The organism is Streptomyces endocoffeicus (assembly GCF_016741935.1).
GTDB lineage: Bacteria > Actinomycetota > Actinomycetes > Streptomycetales > Streptomycetaceae > Streptomyces > Streptomyces endocoffeicus.
Genome location: NZ_JAERRG010000001.1, coordinates 1,418,131 through 1,435,597, shown reverse-complemented (window position 1 = coordinate 1,435,597; position 17,467 = coordinate 1,418,131). Strand labels below are relative to the sequence as shown.

Annotated in this window: 16 protein-coding genes; 9 read left to right on the top strand and 7 right to left on the bottom strand. The window is 70.5% G+C overall.

Going from position 1 to position 17,467, the window contains the following annotated elements:
* Window positions 1-70: 70 nt before the first annotated feature.
* Both JK364_RS05380 and JK364_RS05375 read left to right on the top strand, forming a co-directional pair.
* Window positions 71-310, top strand: a complete 240-nt coding sequence (locus JK364_RS05380; protein ID WP_201847968.1) for a DUF6296 family protein — start codon at window positions 71-73, stop codon at window positions 308-310.
* Window positions 311-433: 123 nt separating this feature from the next.
* A complete protein-coding gene (locus JK364_RS05375; RefSeq protein ID WP_201847966.1) occupies window positions 434-1,435 on the top strand; it encodes a sigma-70 family RNA polymerase sigma factor in 1,002 nt (333 codons plus the stop codon).
* On the opposite strand, the gene JK364_RS05370 is transcribed toward JK364_RS05375, so the two are convergent.
* From JK364_RS05370 to JK364_RS05355, 4 genes are all read right to left on the bottom strand, one after another.
* On the bottom strand, window positions 1,334-1,768 hold the full coding sequence (locus tag JK364_RS05370; RefSeq protein ID WP_201847964.1) for an STAS domain-containing protein: 435 nt from the start codon (window positions 1,766-1,768) through the stop codon (window positions 1,334-1,336). The two genes, JK364_RS05375 and JK364_RS05370, sit on opposite strands and share 102 nt — an antisense overlap.
* 102 nt (window positions 1,769-1,870) lie before the next feature.
* Window positions 1,871-2,572: a glycoside hydrolase family 75 protein gene (locus JK364_RS05365; RefSeq protein ID WP_201847962.1), complete on the bottom strand. Its 702-nt coding sequence runs from the start codon at window positions 2,570-2,572 to the stop codon at window positions 1,871-1,873.
* Between the two features lie 158 nt (window positions 2,573-2,730).
* Complete coding sequence (locus JK364_RS05360; RefSeq protein ID WP_201847960.1) at window positions 2,731-3,570, bottom strand: class II fructose-bisphosphate aldolase; 840 nt, start codon at window positions 3,568-3,570, stop codon at window positions 2,731-2,733.
* 155 nt (window positions 3,571-3,725) lie between these two features.
* Entirely contained in the window at window positions 3,726-4,619 is an 894-nt protein-coding gene (locus JK364_RS05355) for an SIS domain-containing protein (RefSeq protein ID WP_201847958.1), read from the bottom strand.
* 151 nt (window positions 4,620-4,770) lie between these two features.
* On the opposite strand from JK364_RS05355, the gene JK364_RS05350 reads away from it, so the two are divergent.
* Window positions 4,771-5,556 carry a DeoR/GlpR family DNA-binding transcription regulator gene (locus tag JK364_RS05350; RefSeq protein WP_201847956.1) on the top strand — a complete coding sequence of 262 codons (786 nt, stop codon included), beginning with the start codon at window positions 4,771-4,773 and terminating at the stop codon, window positions 5,554-5,556.
* 30 nt (window positions 5,557-5,586) lie between these two features.
* Here JK364_RS05350 and aroQ read toward each other — a convergent pair whose 3' ends face one another.
* Both aroQ and JK364_RS05340 read right to left on the bottom strand, forming a co-directional pair.
* Window positions 5,587-6,060: a type II 3-dehydroquinate dehydratase gene (aroQ, locus tag JK364_RS05345; protein WP_198267545.1), complete on the bottom strand. Its 474-nt coding sequence runs from the start codon at window positions 6,058-6,060 to the stop codon at window positions 5,587-5,589.
* A 77-nt stretch (window positions 6,061-6,137) separates the two neighbouring features.
* The gene (locus JK364_RS05340) at window positions 6,138-7,967 is read right to left on the bottom strand and encodes a pectate lyase-like domain-containing protein (RefSeq protein ID WP_201847954.1); all 1,830 of its coding nucleotides are present in this window, start codon (window positions 7,965-7,967) and stop codon (window positions 6,138-6,140) included.
* 443 nt (window positions 7,968-8,410) lie between these two features.
* On the opposite strand from JK364_RS05340, the gene JK364_RS05335 reads away from it, so the two are divergent.
* The 3 genes from JK364_RS05335 to JK364_RS05325 all read left to right on the top strand — a co-directional run bounded on the left by JK364_RS05335 (window position 8,411) and on the right by JK364_RS05325 (window position 12,539).
* Window positions 8,411-9,520, top strand: a complete 1,110-nt coding sequence (locus tag JK364_RS05335; RefSeq protein ID WP_201847952.1) for a DUF1996 domain-containing protein — start codon at window positions 8,411-8,413, stop codon at window positions 9,518-9,520.
* Window positions 9,521-9,608: 88 nt separating this feature from the next.
* Entirely contained in the window at window positions 9,609-11,357 is a 1,749-nt protein-coding gene (locus tag JK364_RS05330) for a discoidin domain-containing protein (RefSeq protein ID WP_201848923.1), read from the top strand.
* A 141-nt stretch (window positions 11,358-11,498) separates the two neighbouring features.
* On the top strand, window positions 11,499-12,539 hold the full coding sequence (locus tag JK364_RS05325; protein ID WP_201847950.1) for a LacI family DNA-binding transcriptional regulator: 1,041 nt from the start codon (window positions 11,499-11,501) through the stop codon (window positions 12,537-12,539).
* A gap of 188 nt (window positions 12,540-12,727) precedes the next feature.
* Here the strand turns inward: JK364_RS05325 and JK364_RS05320 are convergent, their stop codons facing one another.
* Window positions 12,728-14,035 carry an ROK family protein gene (locus tag JK364_RS05320; RefSeq protein WP_201847948.1) on the bottom strand — a complete coding sequence of 436 codons (1,308 nt, stop codon included), beginning with the start codon at window positions 14,033-14,035 and terminating at the stop codon, window positions 12,728-12,730.
* 182 nt (window positions 14,036-14,217) lie between these two features.
* Between JK364_RS05320 and JK364_RS05315 the strand changes: the two genes are divergently transcribed.
* From JK364_RS05315 to JK364_RS05305, 3 genes are read left to right on the top strand one after another with little or no spacing between them, the layout of a single operon-like run.
* Window positions 14,218-15,546, top strand: a complete 1,329-nt coding sequence (locus JK364_RS05315; RefSeq protein WP_201847945.1) for an ABC transporter substrate-binding protein — start codon at window positions 14,218-14,220, stop codon at window positions 15,544-15,546.
* Window positions 15,547-15,559: 13 nt separating this feature from the next.
* Complete coding sequence (locus JK364_RS05310) at window positions 15,560-16,558, top strand: carbohydrate ABC transporter permease (RefSeq protein ID WP_201847943.1); 999 nt, start codon at window positions 15,560-15,562, stop codon at window positions 16,556-16,558.
* Window positions 16,551-17,426, top strand: coding sequence for a carbohydrate ABC transporter permease (locus JK364_RS05305; RefSeq protein WP_201847941.1), 876 nt, complete (start codon window positions 16,551-16,553; stop codon window positions 17,424-17,426). The genes JK364_RS05310 and JK364_RS05305 overlap by 8 nt, the downstream gene beginning before the upstream one ends.
* Window positions 17,427-17,467: the final 41 nt, after the last annotated feature.

Here is a 17,467-nt window from a genome sequence, read left to right as displayed (position 1 = left end):
CGGCACGGGCGATAGTGTTGAATGTCCCGGTTTGAGATGACGGGGGCGGGTCGGTGCGGAGGAGGGCGTGATGCGGAGCCGAGAGAGGTATGAGCTGGTCTTCGTGGATACGGCCGCCCCGGACCCGGGAGCCGAGGACGTCGTGGTGGTGCACCGCACGGAGAGCAGCGGTCCGGGCGGCCACCCCGTGTACGTGGACGACACCGGCATCGTGCGGGCGGAGATCAGCGACCGCGCGGAGGTACGGATGATCGCCAGCGGCGGTCATCAGGTGCACGCCGCCGCGGTCAGTGCCCGCCCGGTGTCCTGAGTCACCCGTCCGGCGCCCCGAGCCGTCTGTCGTTTGCGCAGGTCGGGGCCGTTGTCAGTGGGGCCCGCTAGGTTTGGCGCCGATGGGAGTCCGAAGAGCGATCGAAACGATCGAGGTGCGGCGATGAGTGATGTGGCGGCGGTGGACGGCGCGGCCGGTGTCGAGCTCCAGTTGGAGCCGTACCGCACGCAGCTGACCGGTTACTGCTATCGGATGCTGGGCTCGGCCTTCGAGGCCGAGGACGCCGTCCAGGAGACGATGGTGCGCGCCTGGCGGGGGCTGGACCGCTTCGAGGGCCGGTCCGCGCTGCGGTCGTGGCTCTACCGCATCGCCACCAATGTGTGCCTGGACATGCTCAGCGGAAGCAAGCGGCGGGCCCGGCCCATGGATCTGACCTCCGCGGCCACCCCGTTCCCGGCCACGCTCGCCGAGCAGCCGGAGGCCACCTGGATCGGGCCGGTCCCGGACGGCCAGGTGCTGTCGGACGGGGGAGACCCCGCCGAGGTCGCGGCCCAGCGGGACGCGGTGCGGCTCGCGTTCATCGCCGCGCTCCAGCATCTGGCGCCCCGCCAGCGGGCGGTGCTGATCCTGCGCGAGGTGCTGGCCTGGAAGGCGAGCGAGGTCGCCGAGCTGCTGGGCACCACCGTCGCGTCGGTCAACAGCGCGCTGCAGCGAGCGCGGGCCACCCTCGCCGCGAGCCAGGTCAGCGACTCCGACCCGGTCAAGCCGCTGGACGAGGAGCAGCGCGCGCTGCTGGCCCGCTATGTGGACGCCTTCGAGCGCTATGACCTGGACTCCCTCACCGCCCTGCTGCACGAGGACGCCACGCTCTCCATGCCGCCGTACGAGCTGTGGCTGCGCGGTCACGAGGACATCCGTCAGTGGCTGGTGGGCCATGGCATCGGCTGCCGCGGCTCCCGTCTGGTCCCGACCGTGGCCAACGGCATGCCCGCCTTCGGCCAGTACCGCCCGGGTGGCGCCGACGGCCGCCATGAGCCCTGGGCGCTTCAGGTACTGGAGATATCAGGGGGCCGGATCACCGGGCTCAACTCCTTCCTGGACACCGAGCGCCTCTTCCCGCTGTTCGGCCTCCCCGCCTGGCTCGGGCCCGAGGGCGTGCCCTAACGCCGCGGGGGCCGTCAGGGCCTCGTCCAGCCCCGTCCAGGCGAGCAGCCGCCGCAGTTCGCCGCGGGCGTTGCGGAGCTGGATCCCGCGCCCCAGCCGGCCGGCGGTCAGCCGCAGCCGGGCCAGGGCCTCGACCACGGCCAGGTCCGGCCGCCCCACCCCGCCCACGTCCACGGTGACCGGGCCCGGACCGGCGCGGCGCGCCAGCGCGGTCAGCCGTTCGCAGAGCCGTGCCACCTCGGCGCGGGTGACCGGCTGGGCCAGTACCAGCACGGCCGGGGGTGGCACGGCCGGGGACGGCATGGGCGGGTTCTCGGGCTCGGGACCGGTCAACGTCCACCTCCTGTCGCGGCGTTCACCGGTACAGACCGCCCGGCCCGGGAAAAATCATCGGGGAGCGTGCGACTGTGCCGCACGTCCCCCGATGACGGCGGGTCAGTTGTTCTGGACGAACTGCTTCGCAAGGCCGTCGCCGACCGACACGGCCTTGTCGTGGTTCTCGATGGGGGAGACGGAGGAGTTCTTGAACAGGATGTACGTCACCCCCGACTCGGCGCCGCCGGTCTCGGGGTCGGGGTCGATGCCGAGCGCGTTGGCCGTGGCGTAGGACGCCTCACCGATGATCTTGTTCGGCCCGGTGTCGCCCACCACCGCGTACTCGACCTTGTTGTTGTAGATGACCGCGACCACGCCGCCGCCCTTGATACCGGCCTGCCGGTAGTCCCAGGTGGAGCTCGGGCTGGGCACCACGACATACGGCAGCTTGTCGGCGATCAGGGGCTTGCCGTCCGACTGGTGGAAGGCGGTGTCGTCCTGGAACCACGGGTCGGTGTCCTCGTTGCACCGGGAGGTCACCTGGCCATCGCAGTCGACGTCCATGTCGGCCTTCCAGAAGACCGCGCCATTGGCGCCGCAGACCGGGACGGTGGCCGATGTCTCCTCGTCGGTGCGGTACTTGCCACTGGATATCTGGGAACAGCTCTGCATCTTGGCGAGCAGCTGCGCCGCGGTGACCGTGCCCTCCTTGGTGGACGCGGGGGCCGGCGCGGGGCCCCGGGTGCTGGCGTGGGCGCCGGCGGTGACGGAGCCGGCCAGCAGACCGGCCGTGGCGATCACGAACGCGAAACGCTTGCGCATAGGACACCCCTTTGTTAGGAACCTTTCCTAACCTCGACTGGGGCATCTTGGGTGAATTGATAAGCTCATGTCAATACGCTGGCGCCGCGGAAGCCGATGCGTATTGCCGCGCGAATCGGCGGCGTTCGCAGCAACTTCCCGCAGACGCTCTCAGCTCTTCAGGGCGCGGCCCGCACCAGCTTCAGCAGCCGCGTCACCTCGCGCGCCACCGCGTCCCGCGCGGCCGCGACATACCTGCGCGGGTCGACCACGTCGGGGTGGCCGGCCAGATGGTCGCGGATCGCGCGGGTGTAGGCCACGTTCAGATGGGTGGCGATGTTCACCTTCGTCAGCCCCGCCTCCACCGCACGGGTCAGATCCGCCTCGGGCACCCCGGAGGAGCCGTGCAGCACCAGCGGTACCGGCACGGCCGTGCGCAGCGCCGCGACCAGCGGCAGATCCACCACCGCAGCCTTGACGACCATAGCGTGCGAGGTGCCCACCGCGACCGCGAGCGCGTCCACGCCCGTGGCCGCCACGTAGGCGGCGGCCTCGGCCGGGTCGGTCCTGGCGCCCGGTGCGTGGACGCCGTCCTTGCCGCCCACCTCGCCCAACTCGGCCTCCACCCACACCCCGTGGGCATGGCAGTCGGCCGCCACCTCGGCGGTCGCCGCCACATTGCCGTCGTAGTCCAGGGCCGAGGCGTCGAACATCACCGAGCCGAAGCCGAGGTCCACCGCCTCCCGCACCAGCTCCGGCCCGGTGGCGTGGTCCAGATGCACGGCCACCGGCACCGGCGCCGCGCGGGCCACCTCCACGGTCGCCCGCCCGATGGCGGCCAGGGCGCCGTGATACCGCACCGCGTTCTCGCTGATCTGGAGGATCACCGGCGCGCCCGCCGCCTCCGCCCCGGCCACGATGGCCTGGGCGTGCTCGATCTGGATGACATTGAACGCACCCGCGCCGAGCCCGGCCCGTGCGGCCGCCCCGACGATCTCTCCGGTGGCCACCAGCGGCATCTACCGGCTCCTTCCGCCCGTTCCCGTGTTCAAAGGTCCTGTCCCGTATCCCGAGGTCCGCCCGTATCCCGAGGTCCGCCCGTATCCCGCGGTCCGCCCGTACTCGCGCGGACCGCTCGACCCGTCCGTCCTCGCCCGGCCCCGCCCGGCTCTGTTCAGCCGAGGATCACCGAGCGGCTGAGATGGCGCGGCTCGTCGGGGTCGAGCCCGCGCGCAGCCGCGATCGCGACCGCGAGCCGCTGCACCACCACCAGTTCGGCCAGCGGGTCGCGGCCGAAGCCGGCGACCCGGCCACCGGTGCGGGTGATCTCCTCGTCCGCCACGTCCGACGCCCCCTCGCCCAGCCACCACACCACGCTCCGCGGGCCGGTCACGCTGATCGGGCCGTGCCGGTACTCCTTGGCCGGATACGCCTCGGTCCACGCCCCCGCCGCCTCGCGCATCTTGAGCGCGGCCTCCTGGGCGACCCCATAGGTCCAGCCCCGCCCGAGGAAGGTGAACTGCCCGGCGTCCACGAGCGGCCCGGGCAGCGGCTCGGCGAGCGCCGCCTCCCCGGCCGCCTCCAGGTGGTCCAGTGGTGCGCCCAAGTGGGCGCGGAGCAGGGCGAGTTCGGTGGTGGCCCAGCGGGTCTGCACCACCGACCGCTCATCGGCGAAGTCGAGCACTACCGCGGCGTCCGCCGCGCCCACGACGGGTGAGTCGGGGACCGCCGTGACGACGGTGGTGGGCACCCGGCCGCGCACCGCGCCGAGCAGCTCCAGCACCTCGGTCGTGGTGCCGGAGCGGGACAGCGCGACCACCCGGTCGTAGGCGCGGCCGAGCGGCGCCTCCGACGCCGCGAACGCGTCCGTCTCGCCCTGGCCCGCCGCCTCGCGCAGCGCCGCGTACGACTGGGCGATGAACCACGAGGTGCCGCAGCCGACGACGGCGACCCGCTCACCCGGCCGGGGCAGCGCCGCTCGTACGGGCCCCTCCGGTTTCCGGGCCAGAGCGATGGCGCGCCGCCAGCAGTCGGGCTGGCTCGCGATCTCGGCCTCGGTGTGGCTCATGGGACTCCCCTCGTCGCACGGATGACCCGAGCAGTATGGATCAGTATGGATGCGCGGATGCGCGGAGTTGTTTCGTACGGGCTGATAATGCGCAGAATCACGCACGAAAGTCCAGAGCCGATGCATGCGGGGAGCGGGTAGGGTGATCGGCGTGAAACGGCCCGAGCGCTGGAACGCCCTGCTGGATGTGCTGTCCAGGGACGGCAGAATCGATGTCGAGGAGGCGGCCGCCGAGCTGGCGGTGTCCGCCGCGACCATCCGGCGCGACCTGGATGAACTCGCTCAGCAGCAGATGCTGACGCGCACCCGTGGCGGCGCGGTCGCGCACAATCTCTCGTACGACCTGCCGCTGCGCTACAAGACCGCCCGGCGCGCCTCGGAGAAGCAGCGCATCGCAGCGGCCGCGGCCCGGATGGCCGAACCGGGCTCGATCGTGGGGCTCAACGGCGGGACGACCACCACCGAGGTCGCCCGTGCCATCTCCACGCGCGGTGACCTTTCCACCTCGGGCGGCGGCCCGGCCGTCACGGTCGTCACCAACGCCCTGAACATCGCCAATGAGCTGGCGGTGCGCCCCCAGGTGAAGATCGTGCTCACCGGTGGGGTGGCCCGTCCGCAGTCCTTCGAGCTGATGGGGCCGCTGGCCACCGGGGTGCTGGACCAGGTGTCGCTGGATCTGGCGATCCTCGGTGTGGACGCGCTGGACACGGTCCAGGGCGCGACCGCCCACCATGAGGGGGAGGCCAGCATCAACCGCCTCATGGCGGGCCGGGCCACCCGGGTGGTGGTCGTGGCCGACAGCTCCAAGCTGGGCCGCCGGGCGTTCGCCCGGATCTGCGCACTGGACGAGATCGATGTGCTGATCACGGACACCGGCGCCGATGCGGAGCTGGTCGCTCCGTACACCGAGGCCGGTGTCCGTGTGATCAGGGCCTGAGGTCCGCTCAGGACCTGGGGCGTCGTACGCCTACGCCCTGGCGGCGGCCAGCAGGGCCGCCACCCGCTCGACGGCGAACGCGTAGCCCTGGACACCGCAACCGGCGATCACCCCGCTGGCCAGCGCGGAGACATAGGAGTGGTGCCGGAAGGTCTCCCGCTGGTGGATGTTGGAGATGTGCACCTCCACGATCGGCAGACCGTCGCAGGTGGCCAGGGCGTCGCGCAGGGCGACGGAGGTGTGGGAGTACCCCGCGGGGTTGATGATGACCGCCGCGTGGCGCTCCCGGGCCTCATGGATCCAGTCGATCAGCTGGCCCTCGTGGTTGCTCTGCCGGCAGTCGGTCGTCAGACCGTGCGGCGCGGCGGTCTCGGCCACCAGCTTCTCGATGTCGGCCAGCGTGTCGGTGCCATAGATCTCGGGTTGCCGTCGGCCCAGGAGGTTCAGGTTCGGTCCGTTGAGCACCATGATCGTGGAGCGGTCGCGCACGGGGGTGGTGGCCATGGCGTGTGGTCCTTCCTGGGCGGTCGGCACTTCGAGGGGCGGTTCACCGGGGGCACCGACCCGCGAGGCATCGTAGATCAGGGATATGACACCACAGTGGACGGCACGGTGGAGGTGCCCGAGGTGGGAGATCCGGTGTCATTGATGACGCGCTCGTACTGGCCTTGGCCGCCGAGCGAGACGACCAGCAGATTGTGGAACTTCACCCCCGACGCGTTCGGCGCGGCGAAGCCGTGGTGCTGCACGATGCTCGGGTCGACGTTGTAGTAGCAGTAGCTGCCGAGCCCCCAGCCCTCGTGTGTGGTGACCGAATCGGCCACCTTGTAGGCGGCGTAGCCCTTGATGGAGCCGTTCTGGATGGCCGCCTGGTTCGGGGCGTCGTACGCCTTCTCGTTCTGGAAGAAGATGGTCCGGCCCCGCTGCCCGAACCACTGCACGTCGTACTTGTTGAAGTGCTCCACGAAGAGCCCGGTGGCCAGCACGTCGTCGCCGTTGACCCGGACACCGTAGTCGGCGCGGTTGGTCTCCCAGCCGACCCCGTCGCCGTGGTCGGCGCGCCAGACCCAGGTGTGGTCGACGATGGTGTGCCGGCTGTTGATCACCATGCTGGTGGTGGCCTTGCCGGGCCCCGCGCCACCGATGCGGATGAACACGTCCTGGACGGTGATGGGGTTGGCCGAGTGGTCGGCCGAGGCCCCCTGCGGGCCGACTTCCAGCAGCGTGGCGGAGTTCACCGGTCCGGCGTCGATGAGGAAACCGGCCAGCCGCACCCCGTCGACATCGGCGACCTTCAGCGCGGTGACGCCGTTGTCGGGGATGAGCGTGGCGTAGCCGAGCCCGAGGACGACGGTGTTCGCGCGGTTCACCTGGACCGGCCGGTCGAGGTGGTAGATCCCCGGGGTGAGCAGCAGATGCAGCCCCTGGGTGAGCGCCTCGTTGAGGGTGGCCGCGGAGACACCGGGCTTGGCCACGTAGAACTGCGACAGCGGCAGCGAGGTGCCTCGGGGGGTGCCGTTGCCCCAGGTGACCCCGCGGGCGTTGGTGCGCTTCTCCGGCAGGAAGACCCTGTACTCGCCGCCGTTGAGGTACAGGAAGGGCTTCTCCCGGGAGACGGGGGTGGTGTTGAGCGTGGTGTACGGCGGGTTGGGGAAGCTCTGCCCGGGCGCGCCCTCCACACCGGAGAACACCATGTTCCACACGCCGTTGAGCCAGCCGCCGATCGCGCTGTCGCGGGTGTACCACTGCTGCTGGGAGTACGGTCCGACCTGGCCGTCGATGCGGCTGTCCGCGATGTATCCGCCGCTCGCCCAGCCGTAGCCGTTGGGGGCGAGGTTGAGCCCGCCGCGGACGTGCATCCGCCGGAAGGGGGCCGCCTGCGCCACGGCCCAGCGGTTGGTGCCGTTGACCGGTACGACCGCGAGGTTCTCCGCCGAGCGCCAGAAGTTCTGGGTGGCATTGCCGTTGAACCATCCGGCGTCCACCGTGATATCGCCGTTGATGGTCGTGTCGTCGGGGGACAGCCCCAGCCCGGCGATGGAGGTGTAGAAGCCGAGCTGGGCGTTGAGCCCGCTGTAGCTGCCGGGCTTGAACAGCAGGGCGTAGCGCCCGGTGCCGAACTGCGCCGACTCCTGCTTCTTGAACACCTCGTCCAGCTTGGCCTGGATGCCGGGGGTGGACGGGTCGAAGACGATCACGTTCGGGCCGAGGTCGCCGCCGCCGGGCAGGGCCTTGGCGCTTCTGCCCCGGCCCGAGGGGGCGGCGGCCGCGGAAGTGGCCAGGCCGCCGAGGGCGGGGACCGATGCGACGGCGGCCGCGGCGCCGAGCACCGCCCGACGGCCGACCGGGGAGCGGCCGGAGGAGCGACCGGAGGAGGAAGACGTGGGGGAAGGCGTGGAGGAAGGCGTCATGGGGGCGTCTCTCCTGGTTCAGTAAATGAACGGGATGGGGGGTGAGGGAGCGCTCTCTTGCCGTCGAATGCTTCATCCATGTGAATGACTCGTCAAGAGTTGTGACCGCAGTCCTTACATGTTGTTGCTTTTTGAACGTCAACTGCCCTGGTAGATCCCCTGGTTCGGGGGAACTTGGGGAGATTTGTGGTCGGCCATGTCCCTGGCCATTGTGTTCAAGAGGGAAATGGGGACCGGTGTCTGATCCTTTCCGCTCGACGCCTTGACACCTTTGCGTCCCCGCCCGGACACTCCCATCTCGGAGAGCGCTCTCCCATTATTGTCGCGGGCCGGTGACGGCCCGTCATACGGGCGGCTCGGCCCGCACCCACGGCGTCGCGAGTCCTCGCCGTGCGCCGGCCGCCCGGCCACCTTCACCCTCTCTCCATGTGGCAGGAGTCTCCATGGCACGGAGATCGAAGATCCTTTCAGGCCCCCTGATCGCAGGCGCGCTGCTGCTGACCTCGCTCGGGCTCGGTGGTATCGCCATGAGCGCCGAGACGCCCGCGGCGAAGTCCGCGGGCGGCGGTGTCACGGCAGCGCACGCGGCCCACGCGGGGCGCACGGGGCATGTCATGGCGGCGTCGCCCGCCTTCTCGCCCGAGGACCCGGACGGCGACGGCTACATTCCCGCGAACCCGCCGGTCACCGGCGTCACCCCGTCCACGAAGGAGCCGCCCCACCGCTACTTCCACGAGTTCCAGGCCAACTGCTCGGTGAGCCACACCAAGTCGGACGACCCCATCGTGTATCCGCAGCAGCCGGGCGCGTCCCACAACCACACCTTCATGGGCAACACCACGACCGACGCGGCCAGCACCACGGCCTCCCTTGACGCCGGCCGCACCACCTGCAAGGCGCCGGGGGACAAGTCGGGCTACTGGATGCCCACGCTCTCGAACGGCGACAAGCCGGTGCTGCCCATCGGCCCGCAGACCATCTACTACAAGGCGGGCGTGACCGACTACACCAGTGTCCGGCCGTTCCCCAAGGGACTGCGGTTCGTGGTGGGCGACCCGATGCAGACCGCCGAGGAGTTCCGCCGTCACCCCGGCTTCGTGGAGGGCTGGGAGTGCGGCGACAGCTACTTCAACGTCGAATTCCCCAAGGACTGCCCGAGCCGTCCCGACGTCCAGCTCAACATCCGTTTCCAGGCGCCCAGTTGCTGGGACGGAAAGTACCTGGACACGCCCGATCACCGCAGCCACATGGCCTACCCGGTGGTCAACCCCGGCACGAACAACAACGTGTGCCCCGCCGACCACCCGGTCGCGCTGCCGATGATCGAGTTCAAGATGGCCTTCCCGGTCAACGGTGACCTCTCCCGGGCGAGGCTGGCCAGCGGTCCGAGCTGGTCGTTCCACTACGACTTCTTCAACGCCTGGGACGCGCCGACGCTCAAGGCGCTCGTCGACCACTGCGTGGTCGGGGCGCTCCAGTGCGACGCCCGCGGCTATGACCAGACCCACCCCGAGGCCGGAGCGGCCCTCGACGAGAACTACGAACTGCCGTGAACGCGAGGCCCGGCCGCTCGCGGAACACACCGCCGCGGCCGGGCCGTCCGCACTCGACTCCCCCGCCGACACACCGAAAGACACCACCATGACCCGGATCCGTACCGCCCCACGCCGTATCGCGGCGCCCCTCGCCGCCGGTCTGCTGGCCGCCGGTGCCCTCGCGCTGCCCGGCCAGCAGGCACACGCCGCCGGAAGCGTCGTCAAGGTCACCGGCGCCCAGGGCGACTGGCGGCTGACCGTGGACGGCCAGCCGTATCAGATCAAGGGCCTGACCTGGGGCCCCGCCATCGCGGACGCCGACCGCTACCTCCCCGATCTGCGGTCGATGGGCGTGAACACCATCCGCACCTGGGGCACCGACGCCACCAGCAAACCCCTCTTCGACTCGGCGGCCGCCCACGGCATCAAGGTGATCGCCGGATTCTGGCTGCAGCCCGGTGGCGGACCGGGCAGCGGCGGCTGTGTGAACTACCGGACGGACACCGCCTACAAGGATCAGATGACCGCCGAGTTCACCAAATGGGTCTCCGCCTACAAGGACCACCCGGGCGTGCTGATGTGGAACGTGGGCAACGAGTCGGTGCTCGGCCTCCAGAACTGCTACGGCGGCGATGAGCTGGAGCGGCAGCGGGACGCCTACACCACGTTCGTCAACGACATCGCCAAGAAGATCCATGCCATCGACCCCGGCCACCCGGTGACCTCCACCGACGCGTGGACCGGCGCATGGCCGTACTACCGGAAGAACGCCCCCGACCTCGATCTGTACGCCGTCAACTCCTACAACGCCGTGTGCGACATCAAGGCCACCTGGGAGCAGGGCGGTTACACCAAGCCGTACATCGTCACCGAGACCGGCCCGGCGGGGGAGTGGGAGGTCCCCGACGACTCCAACGGTGTACCGGAGGAGCCCACCGACCAGGCCAAGGCCGCGGGCTACACCAAGGCGTGGAACTGCGTCACCGGCCACAAGGGTGTCGCGCTCGGCGCCACGATGTTCCACTACGGCACCGAGGACGACTTCGGTGGCGTCTGGTTCAATCTGCTGCCCGCCGGACAGAAGCGGCTGTCCTACTACGCGGTGAAGAAGGCCTACGGCGCGGACACCTCGCGCGACAACACACCGCCGGTCATCTCCTCGCTGGCCGTGGAGGGCGATGCCGCCAAGGTGGAGGCGGGCCGTGACCTGACCCTCGCGGTCAAGGCCACCGACCCCGACGGCGACGCCATCGCCTACCAGGTCCTGGGCAGCACGATGTACCTCGACAAGGACAAGAAGCTCATCCCGCTGCCCGCCACCGCCCTCGGCGGCGGGCGGCTGAGGGTCACCGCGCCGGATCGCCCCGGGGTGTGGAAGGTGTACGTCAAGGCCACCGACGGCAAGGGCAACGTCGGCATCGAGACCCGTTCCGTACGGGTCGTCCCGCCCGCCGTGAACGGCACCAACGAGGCCCTCGGCAGGCCCGCCACCGCCTCCTCGTACCAGACCGGTGGCGGCGACTGCCCCTGCACCCCCGCCAACGCCGTGGACGGCAAGGCGGACACCCGCTGGGCCGCCGACTGGAGCGATCCGCAGTGGCTCCAGGTGGACCTCGGCGCGTCCACTTCCTTCACCCACGTCCAGCTGGTGTGGGAGGCCGCCTACGCCAAGGCGTACACCATCCAGACCTCCGACGACGGCAGCGGCTGGCGCACCGTCCGTGAGGTGACCGACGGCAATGGCGGTGTGGACGACTTCGACGTCTCGGGCACCGGGCGCTACGTCCGTGTCCACGGCACGGCCCGTGGCACCGGCTACGGCTACTCGCTCTACGAGTTCGGCGTCTACCGCTGAGCCGCTGAGCCGCTGAGCCGCTGCGTCACTGCGTCACTGCGTCACTGCGTCACTGCGTCACTGAGCCATTGAGCCGCTGAGCCCGACGGTGGCGGGAGAGCGCTCTATGCCCCCGGGACACGCTGCCACTAGGGTGCGGACATGAACCGACAGGCCCCGACCTTGGAGGATGTCGCCCGGGAGGCCGGTGTCTCCCGGGCGACCGTGTCCCGGGTCGTCAATGGCGTCCGCAATGTGGATCCGGCCATCCAGGACCTGGTCCGCCTGGCGATCGAGAGGACGGGCTACGCGCCCAACCGGGCGGCCAGATCGCTGGTGACCCGGCGCACGGGCACCGTGGCGCTCGTCGTCTCCGGGGCCGGGGACACCTCGGAGGAGCAGCAGAACGCCTTCGCCGCGCGGGTGTTCGCGGACCCGTTCTTCGGCCGGGTGGTCGGTGGCGTGGTGGGATTCCTGCGGCCGCGCTCGATGCACCCGGTGCTGATGTTCGCCGAGTCTCCCGAGGCCCGGCAGGAGGTGGTGAGGTATCTGCGGCAGGGGAACGCGGACGGGGCCCTGGTGGTGTCCACCCACCCCGACGATCCGCTGCCCGCGCTGCTGGCCGAGGCCGGACTGCCCGCCGTGCTGTTCGCCCGGCCCGTGCGGCCGGTGGCGCTGAGCCATGTCGATCTGGCGCATTGGGACGGTGGCCGCATCGCCGCCGAGCGCCTGCTGGCCCGGGGGTGCCGGAAGGTGGCCACCGTGTCGGGGCCATGGGCCGTGGCGGCGAGCCAGGAGCGGCTCGCCGGGTTCCGCGACACCATGGCCCGCGGTGGGCATCCGTACGTTCCGGTGGCCGAGGGCGGCTTCACGCTGGACAGCGGGGTGGCGGCGATGACCGCGCTGCTCGCCGAACACCCCGATGTGGAAGGGGTGTTCGCGGCCAACGACCTGATGGCCCAGGGGGTCTGCCAGGTGCTGAGGGAGCGCGGCCGGCGGGTGCCCGAGGATGTGGCGGTCGTCGGCTTCGACGACTCCAGCGTGGCCGCCACCTGCCGGCCGCCGCTGACCTCGGTGCGCCAGCCGGTGGAGGACATGGCGGCGGCCATGGCCCGGCTGCTCGACGAGCACGTTCGCGGCCTGCGCACCGATCCGGTCGCGGTCCTCTTCGAACCGGAGCTGGTGGTACGGGAGTCGGCGTAGCGGCAGGGGAGTCGGCGTAGCCTCGCGCCCGACGTGTGCGCAGCGTGTGCCCAGTCCCCGCGCCCTGTGCGTAGCGCCCGCCCCGCGTGCGTAGCGCCCGCCCCGCGTGCGTAGCGCCCGCCCCGCGTGCGTAGCGCCCGCCCCGCGTGCGTAGCGCCCGCCACGTGTGCGTAGCGCCCGCCCCGCGCCTACGCCAGCCGCGTGTCCAGGGTCGTGCGCCACGCCGGGGACGGCTCCGGCGAGGGCCCGGCCGGCAGGCGGCGGCCACCGCGGGCGAAGAAGTCGGCGAGCGGCAGGATCGCGGCGCCCACCGTCACCGCGTCCGGCCCCAGCGCCCCCAGGTCGATGCCGACGCGTCCGGACGGGTACGGCAGCGCGTAGGACAGCGCGTGGCGGCGCACCGAGTCCAGGAAGCGCGCGCCGAGCTGGAGACCGGCCCAGCCGCCGACCAGGATGCGCTCGGGCTGGAAGAGGTTGATCAGGTCGGACAGCCCCGCGCCCAGGTACTCGGCCGTCTCGGCGAGGACGGCGGCCGCCACCGGGTCCGGGTCGCCACCGTCCTCGGGGTAGGCGGCGGCCAGCATCGCCGTCAGGGCGGTCTCCTCGTCGGTGTCGGACGGCGGCCGCCCGCCTGCCTCCTGCCAGCGCTCCAGCAGCGCCTCCGCGCCCGCGTACGCCTCCAGACAGCCCAGCGCCCCACAGCGGCACCGGCGGCCCCGCACCCGCACGGTGAGATGGCCCCACTCCACCGCCCGGCCGTGCTCGACGTCCTCGGTGACGACGCAGGCGCCGACGCCCGATCCGAAGAGCACCACCACCGCGCTGCGCGCACCGCGCCCGGCGCCGAACCACATCTCGGCCTGCCCCAGCGTCTTGGCGCCGTTCTCGATGAAGTACGGAACCTCCCGGGGGAGATGGTCCGGTCCGCGCAGCATCCGCTCCAGCGGGACCGCCTCCCAGCCGATCGGCTGGCAGTGCACCACCGCACCGCCCTCCGCGGAGTGCTCGACGATGCCGGGGACGCCGATGCCGACGCCGAGGAGCCGATCGGGGGTGAGCCCGGCCGCCGCCAGGACCTCGGCGATGCCGTCGCGGATATGGCCCGCGATCAGCTCGCTGTCGTAGCGGTCCCGGTGCCCGGCGCCGCGCGTGGGCAACGGCCGGTCCGCATGGGCCCGTTCGGCCAGCGCGAGGTCGAACAGCTCGACGCGGACCCGGGTCTCGCCCACATCCACCCCGATCATGTGGCCGCTGTGCGGGGTGATCCGCAGCAGGGTGCGGGGGCGGCCGCCGTCGGAGTCGATGCTGCCCGCCTCCTCCACCAGCTCCTCGGCGAGCAGTTCGGTGACCACGTTGCTGATGGAGCCTGAACTCAGCCCGGTCGCGGGGGCCAGCGAATAGCGGCTCATCGGCCCGTCGAAGTACAACCGGCGCAGCACGGCGGCACGGTTCTCCCGCCGCAGGTCACGAACCGTACGGCCGTTGTTCGCCGTCACCTGGCCTCCTCAACTCCGGGCTCCGCGCCGCAAGATACCTCCGCCGGATCTCTTGACGCGACCTTCTCTTGAGGTTTAACTCACGTCCTAAATTAAGCCGTGAGAGGCTTCGGGAGTTGAACGCGGTGGCGTACCCGGGCCCTTCTTGGCATTCACCACTCCCGGAAGGGACACCAGGAGCCATGCGCAGCATCCGAGTCGCGGCCATAGGCGCCGTCACCATGTCACTCGCCCTCGCCCTCGCCGTCTCGGCCTGCGGAGGCGGTTCCTCGACGGCCGGCGGCGGCGGATCCAACGACTCGCCCAAGACGCTCACGTACTGGGCCTCCAACCAGGGCGCCAGCATCGCGGTGGACAAGAAGGTCCTGAAGCCCGAGCTCGACAAGTTCGAGAAACAGACCGGGATCAGAGTGAAACTCGAGGTCATCCCCTGGTCCGAGCTGCTGAACCGGATCCTCACCGCGACCACCTCCGGCCAGGGTCCCGACGTGCTGAACATCGGCAACACCTGGAGCGCCTCGCTCCAGGCGTCCGGGGCGCTGCTGTCGTGGGACGACAAGAACTTCGGCGGTATCGGCGGCAAGGACCGCTTCGTGGACTCCGCCCTCGGCTCGACCGGGGTGAAGGGCGAGGACCCGGCCGCGGTGCCGCTGTACTCGATGGCGTACGCGCTCTACTACAACAAGAAGATGTTCGCCGACGCGGGCATCTCCAAACCGCCCGCCACCTGGGACGACGTCGTCGCCGACGGCAAGAGGCTCTCCAAGGACGGCAAGTGGGGCCTCGGTGCCGAGGGCGCGAACCTCTCGGAGAACATCCACCAGGTCTTCGTCTTCGCCAAGCAGCACGGCGCCGACTTCTTCACCGCCGACGGCAAGCCGGACTTCACCTCGGACGGCGCGGTCTCCGCGATCAAGCAGTATGTCGACCTGATGGCGAAGGACAAGATCATCGCCCCGGGCAACGCCGAGTACGCGCAGAACCAGTCCCTCAGCGACTTCGCCAAGGGCAAGACGGCCATGGTCCTGTGGCAGACCGCCTCGGCGACCTTCGCCTCCCTGGGCATGAAGGACGACGAGTGGGGCGTGGCCCCGGCGCCCGTAGGCTCCGGCACCCCCGGCACCGGCACCGCCGTCAACTCGATGGTCGCCGGCATCAACCTGGCCGTCTTCAAGAACACCGACAACCACGACGGCGCCCTGAAGTTCGTGAAGTTCATGACCGGCGACGCGGAGCAGAAGATCCTCAACAAGGCGTACGGCTCCATCCCGCCGGTCAAGGCCGCCCAGTCCGACCCCGCGTTCAACACCCAGGCGACGGCCGCCCTGCGGGCCACCCTCGCCAAGAGCGCCGAGGCGCTGCCGCAGGTGGCCGACGAGTCGCAGTTCGAGACGTCCGTGGGCACGGCCGTCAAGGAGCTGTTCGCGGACGCCGCCGCCGGACGCCCGGTGACCACCGCATCGGTGCGGGCCAAGCTGGAGAAGGCCCAGCAGCAGATGCCGGCGAAGTGAGCGCGGACACCTCATGACCACCACGACCGCCACCGCCGAGGCAGACCGGCGGACCGTGACGGGGAGCACCCCCGGGGCGGCGCGAGGCCGGCGCCGCCCCGGGCGGATCCGCCGCATCGGACTGCCGTATCTGCTGCTCCTGCCCGCCCTGGTCCTCGAGCTCCTGGTCCATCTGGTGCCGATGGTGATGGGCATCCTGATGAGCTTCAAGGCGCTCACCCGGTTCTCCATCCGGGACTGGAGCGCCGCGCCCTGGTCCGGATTCGACAACTACAAGATCTCGGTGGACATCAACGCGCCGGCCGGTGAGGCGCTGCTCCACTCGTTCTGGGTCACCTGCGGCTTCACCGTGCTGTCGGTCGGGCTGTGCTGGCTGCTCGGGACCGCCACCGCCATCTTCCTCCAGGACACCTTCCGCGGCCGGGGTGTGCTGCGCACCCTGTTCCTGGTCCCGTACGCCCTGCCCGTCTACACGGCCGTCATCACCTGGGCGTTCATGTTCCAGCACGACAACGGGCTGGTGAACCACGTCCTCCACGACCAGCTGGGCCTCACCGACAAGCCCTCGTTCTGGCTGATCGGAGACAACAGCTTCATCGCCCTGCTGACCGTGTCGGTGTGGAAGGGCTGGCCGTTCGCGTTCCTCGTCGTCATGGCCGGTCTGCAGAACATCCCCAAGGAGCTCTACGAGGCGGCCGCCCTCGACGGCGCCGGGATGTGGCAGCAGATCCGCCGCATCACCCTGCCCTCGCTGCGCCCGGTCAACCAGGTGCTGGTGCTGGTGCTGTTCCTGTGGACGTTCAACGACTTCAACACCCCGTACGTGCTGTTCGGCAAGGCGGCGCCGGAGGCCGCGGACCTCATCTCGATCCACGTCTACCAGACGACATTCGCCACCTGGAACTTCGGCACCGGGTCCGCCATGTCCGTCCTGCTGCTGCTCTTCCTGCTCGTGGTGACGGGCGTGTACCTGCTGCTGACCTCCCGACGAAGGAAGACGGCCGATGTCTAGCACCTCCCCGGCGCGGCCCCGCTCACCGATGGCCGCCCCCCGGTCCTTCCTCTGGGCCCGCCGGATCTTCCTCACCCTGCTCACCGGGTTCGTCCTGCTGCCGGTGTACGTGATGGTCTCCAGCTCCCTGAAGCCACTGGAGGACGTCTCGGGGACCTTCCGCTGGCTGCCGAGCGGGCTGACCATCCGCCCCTATATCGACATCTGGTCGACGGTCCCGCTCGCCGACTACTTCATGAACTCGGTCATCGTGGCGGGCGCGGCGACCGTCTGCTCGGTGGTGATCGCCGTGTTCGCCGCGTACGCGGTCAGCCGGTACCGCTTCCGGGGCAGGCGGGTGTTCACCGTCACCGTCCTGTCCACCCAGATGTTCCCCGGGATCCTCTTCCTGCTGCCGCTGTTCCTCATCTACGTGAACATCGGCAACGCCACCGGCATCGCCCTCTTCGGCTCCCGGGGCGGCCTCATCCTCACCTATCTCACCTTCTCGCTGCCGTTCTCGATCTGGATGCTCATCGGGTACTTCGACTCGGTGCCACGCGATCTGGACGAGGCGGCGCTGGTGGACGGCTGCGGACCGCTGGGCGCGCTGTTCCGGGTCGTCGTCCCGGCCGCGATCCCCGGCATCGTTGCCGTCGCCGTCTACGCGTTCATGACCGCCTGGGGCGAGGTGCTCTTCGCGTCGGTGATGACCAACGACACCACCCGCACCCTCGCCGTGGGCCTCCAGGGCTACGCCACCCAGACCGAGGTGTACTGGAACCAGGTCATGGCCGCCTCGCTCGTCGTCAGCGTCCCCGTGGTCGCGGGGTTCCTGCTGCTGCAGCGGTATCTCGTGGCCGGGCTCACCGCGGGAGCCGTGAAGTGACCGGCCTTCCCACCTCTGATCTCCCCACCTCTGATCTCCCC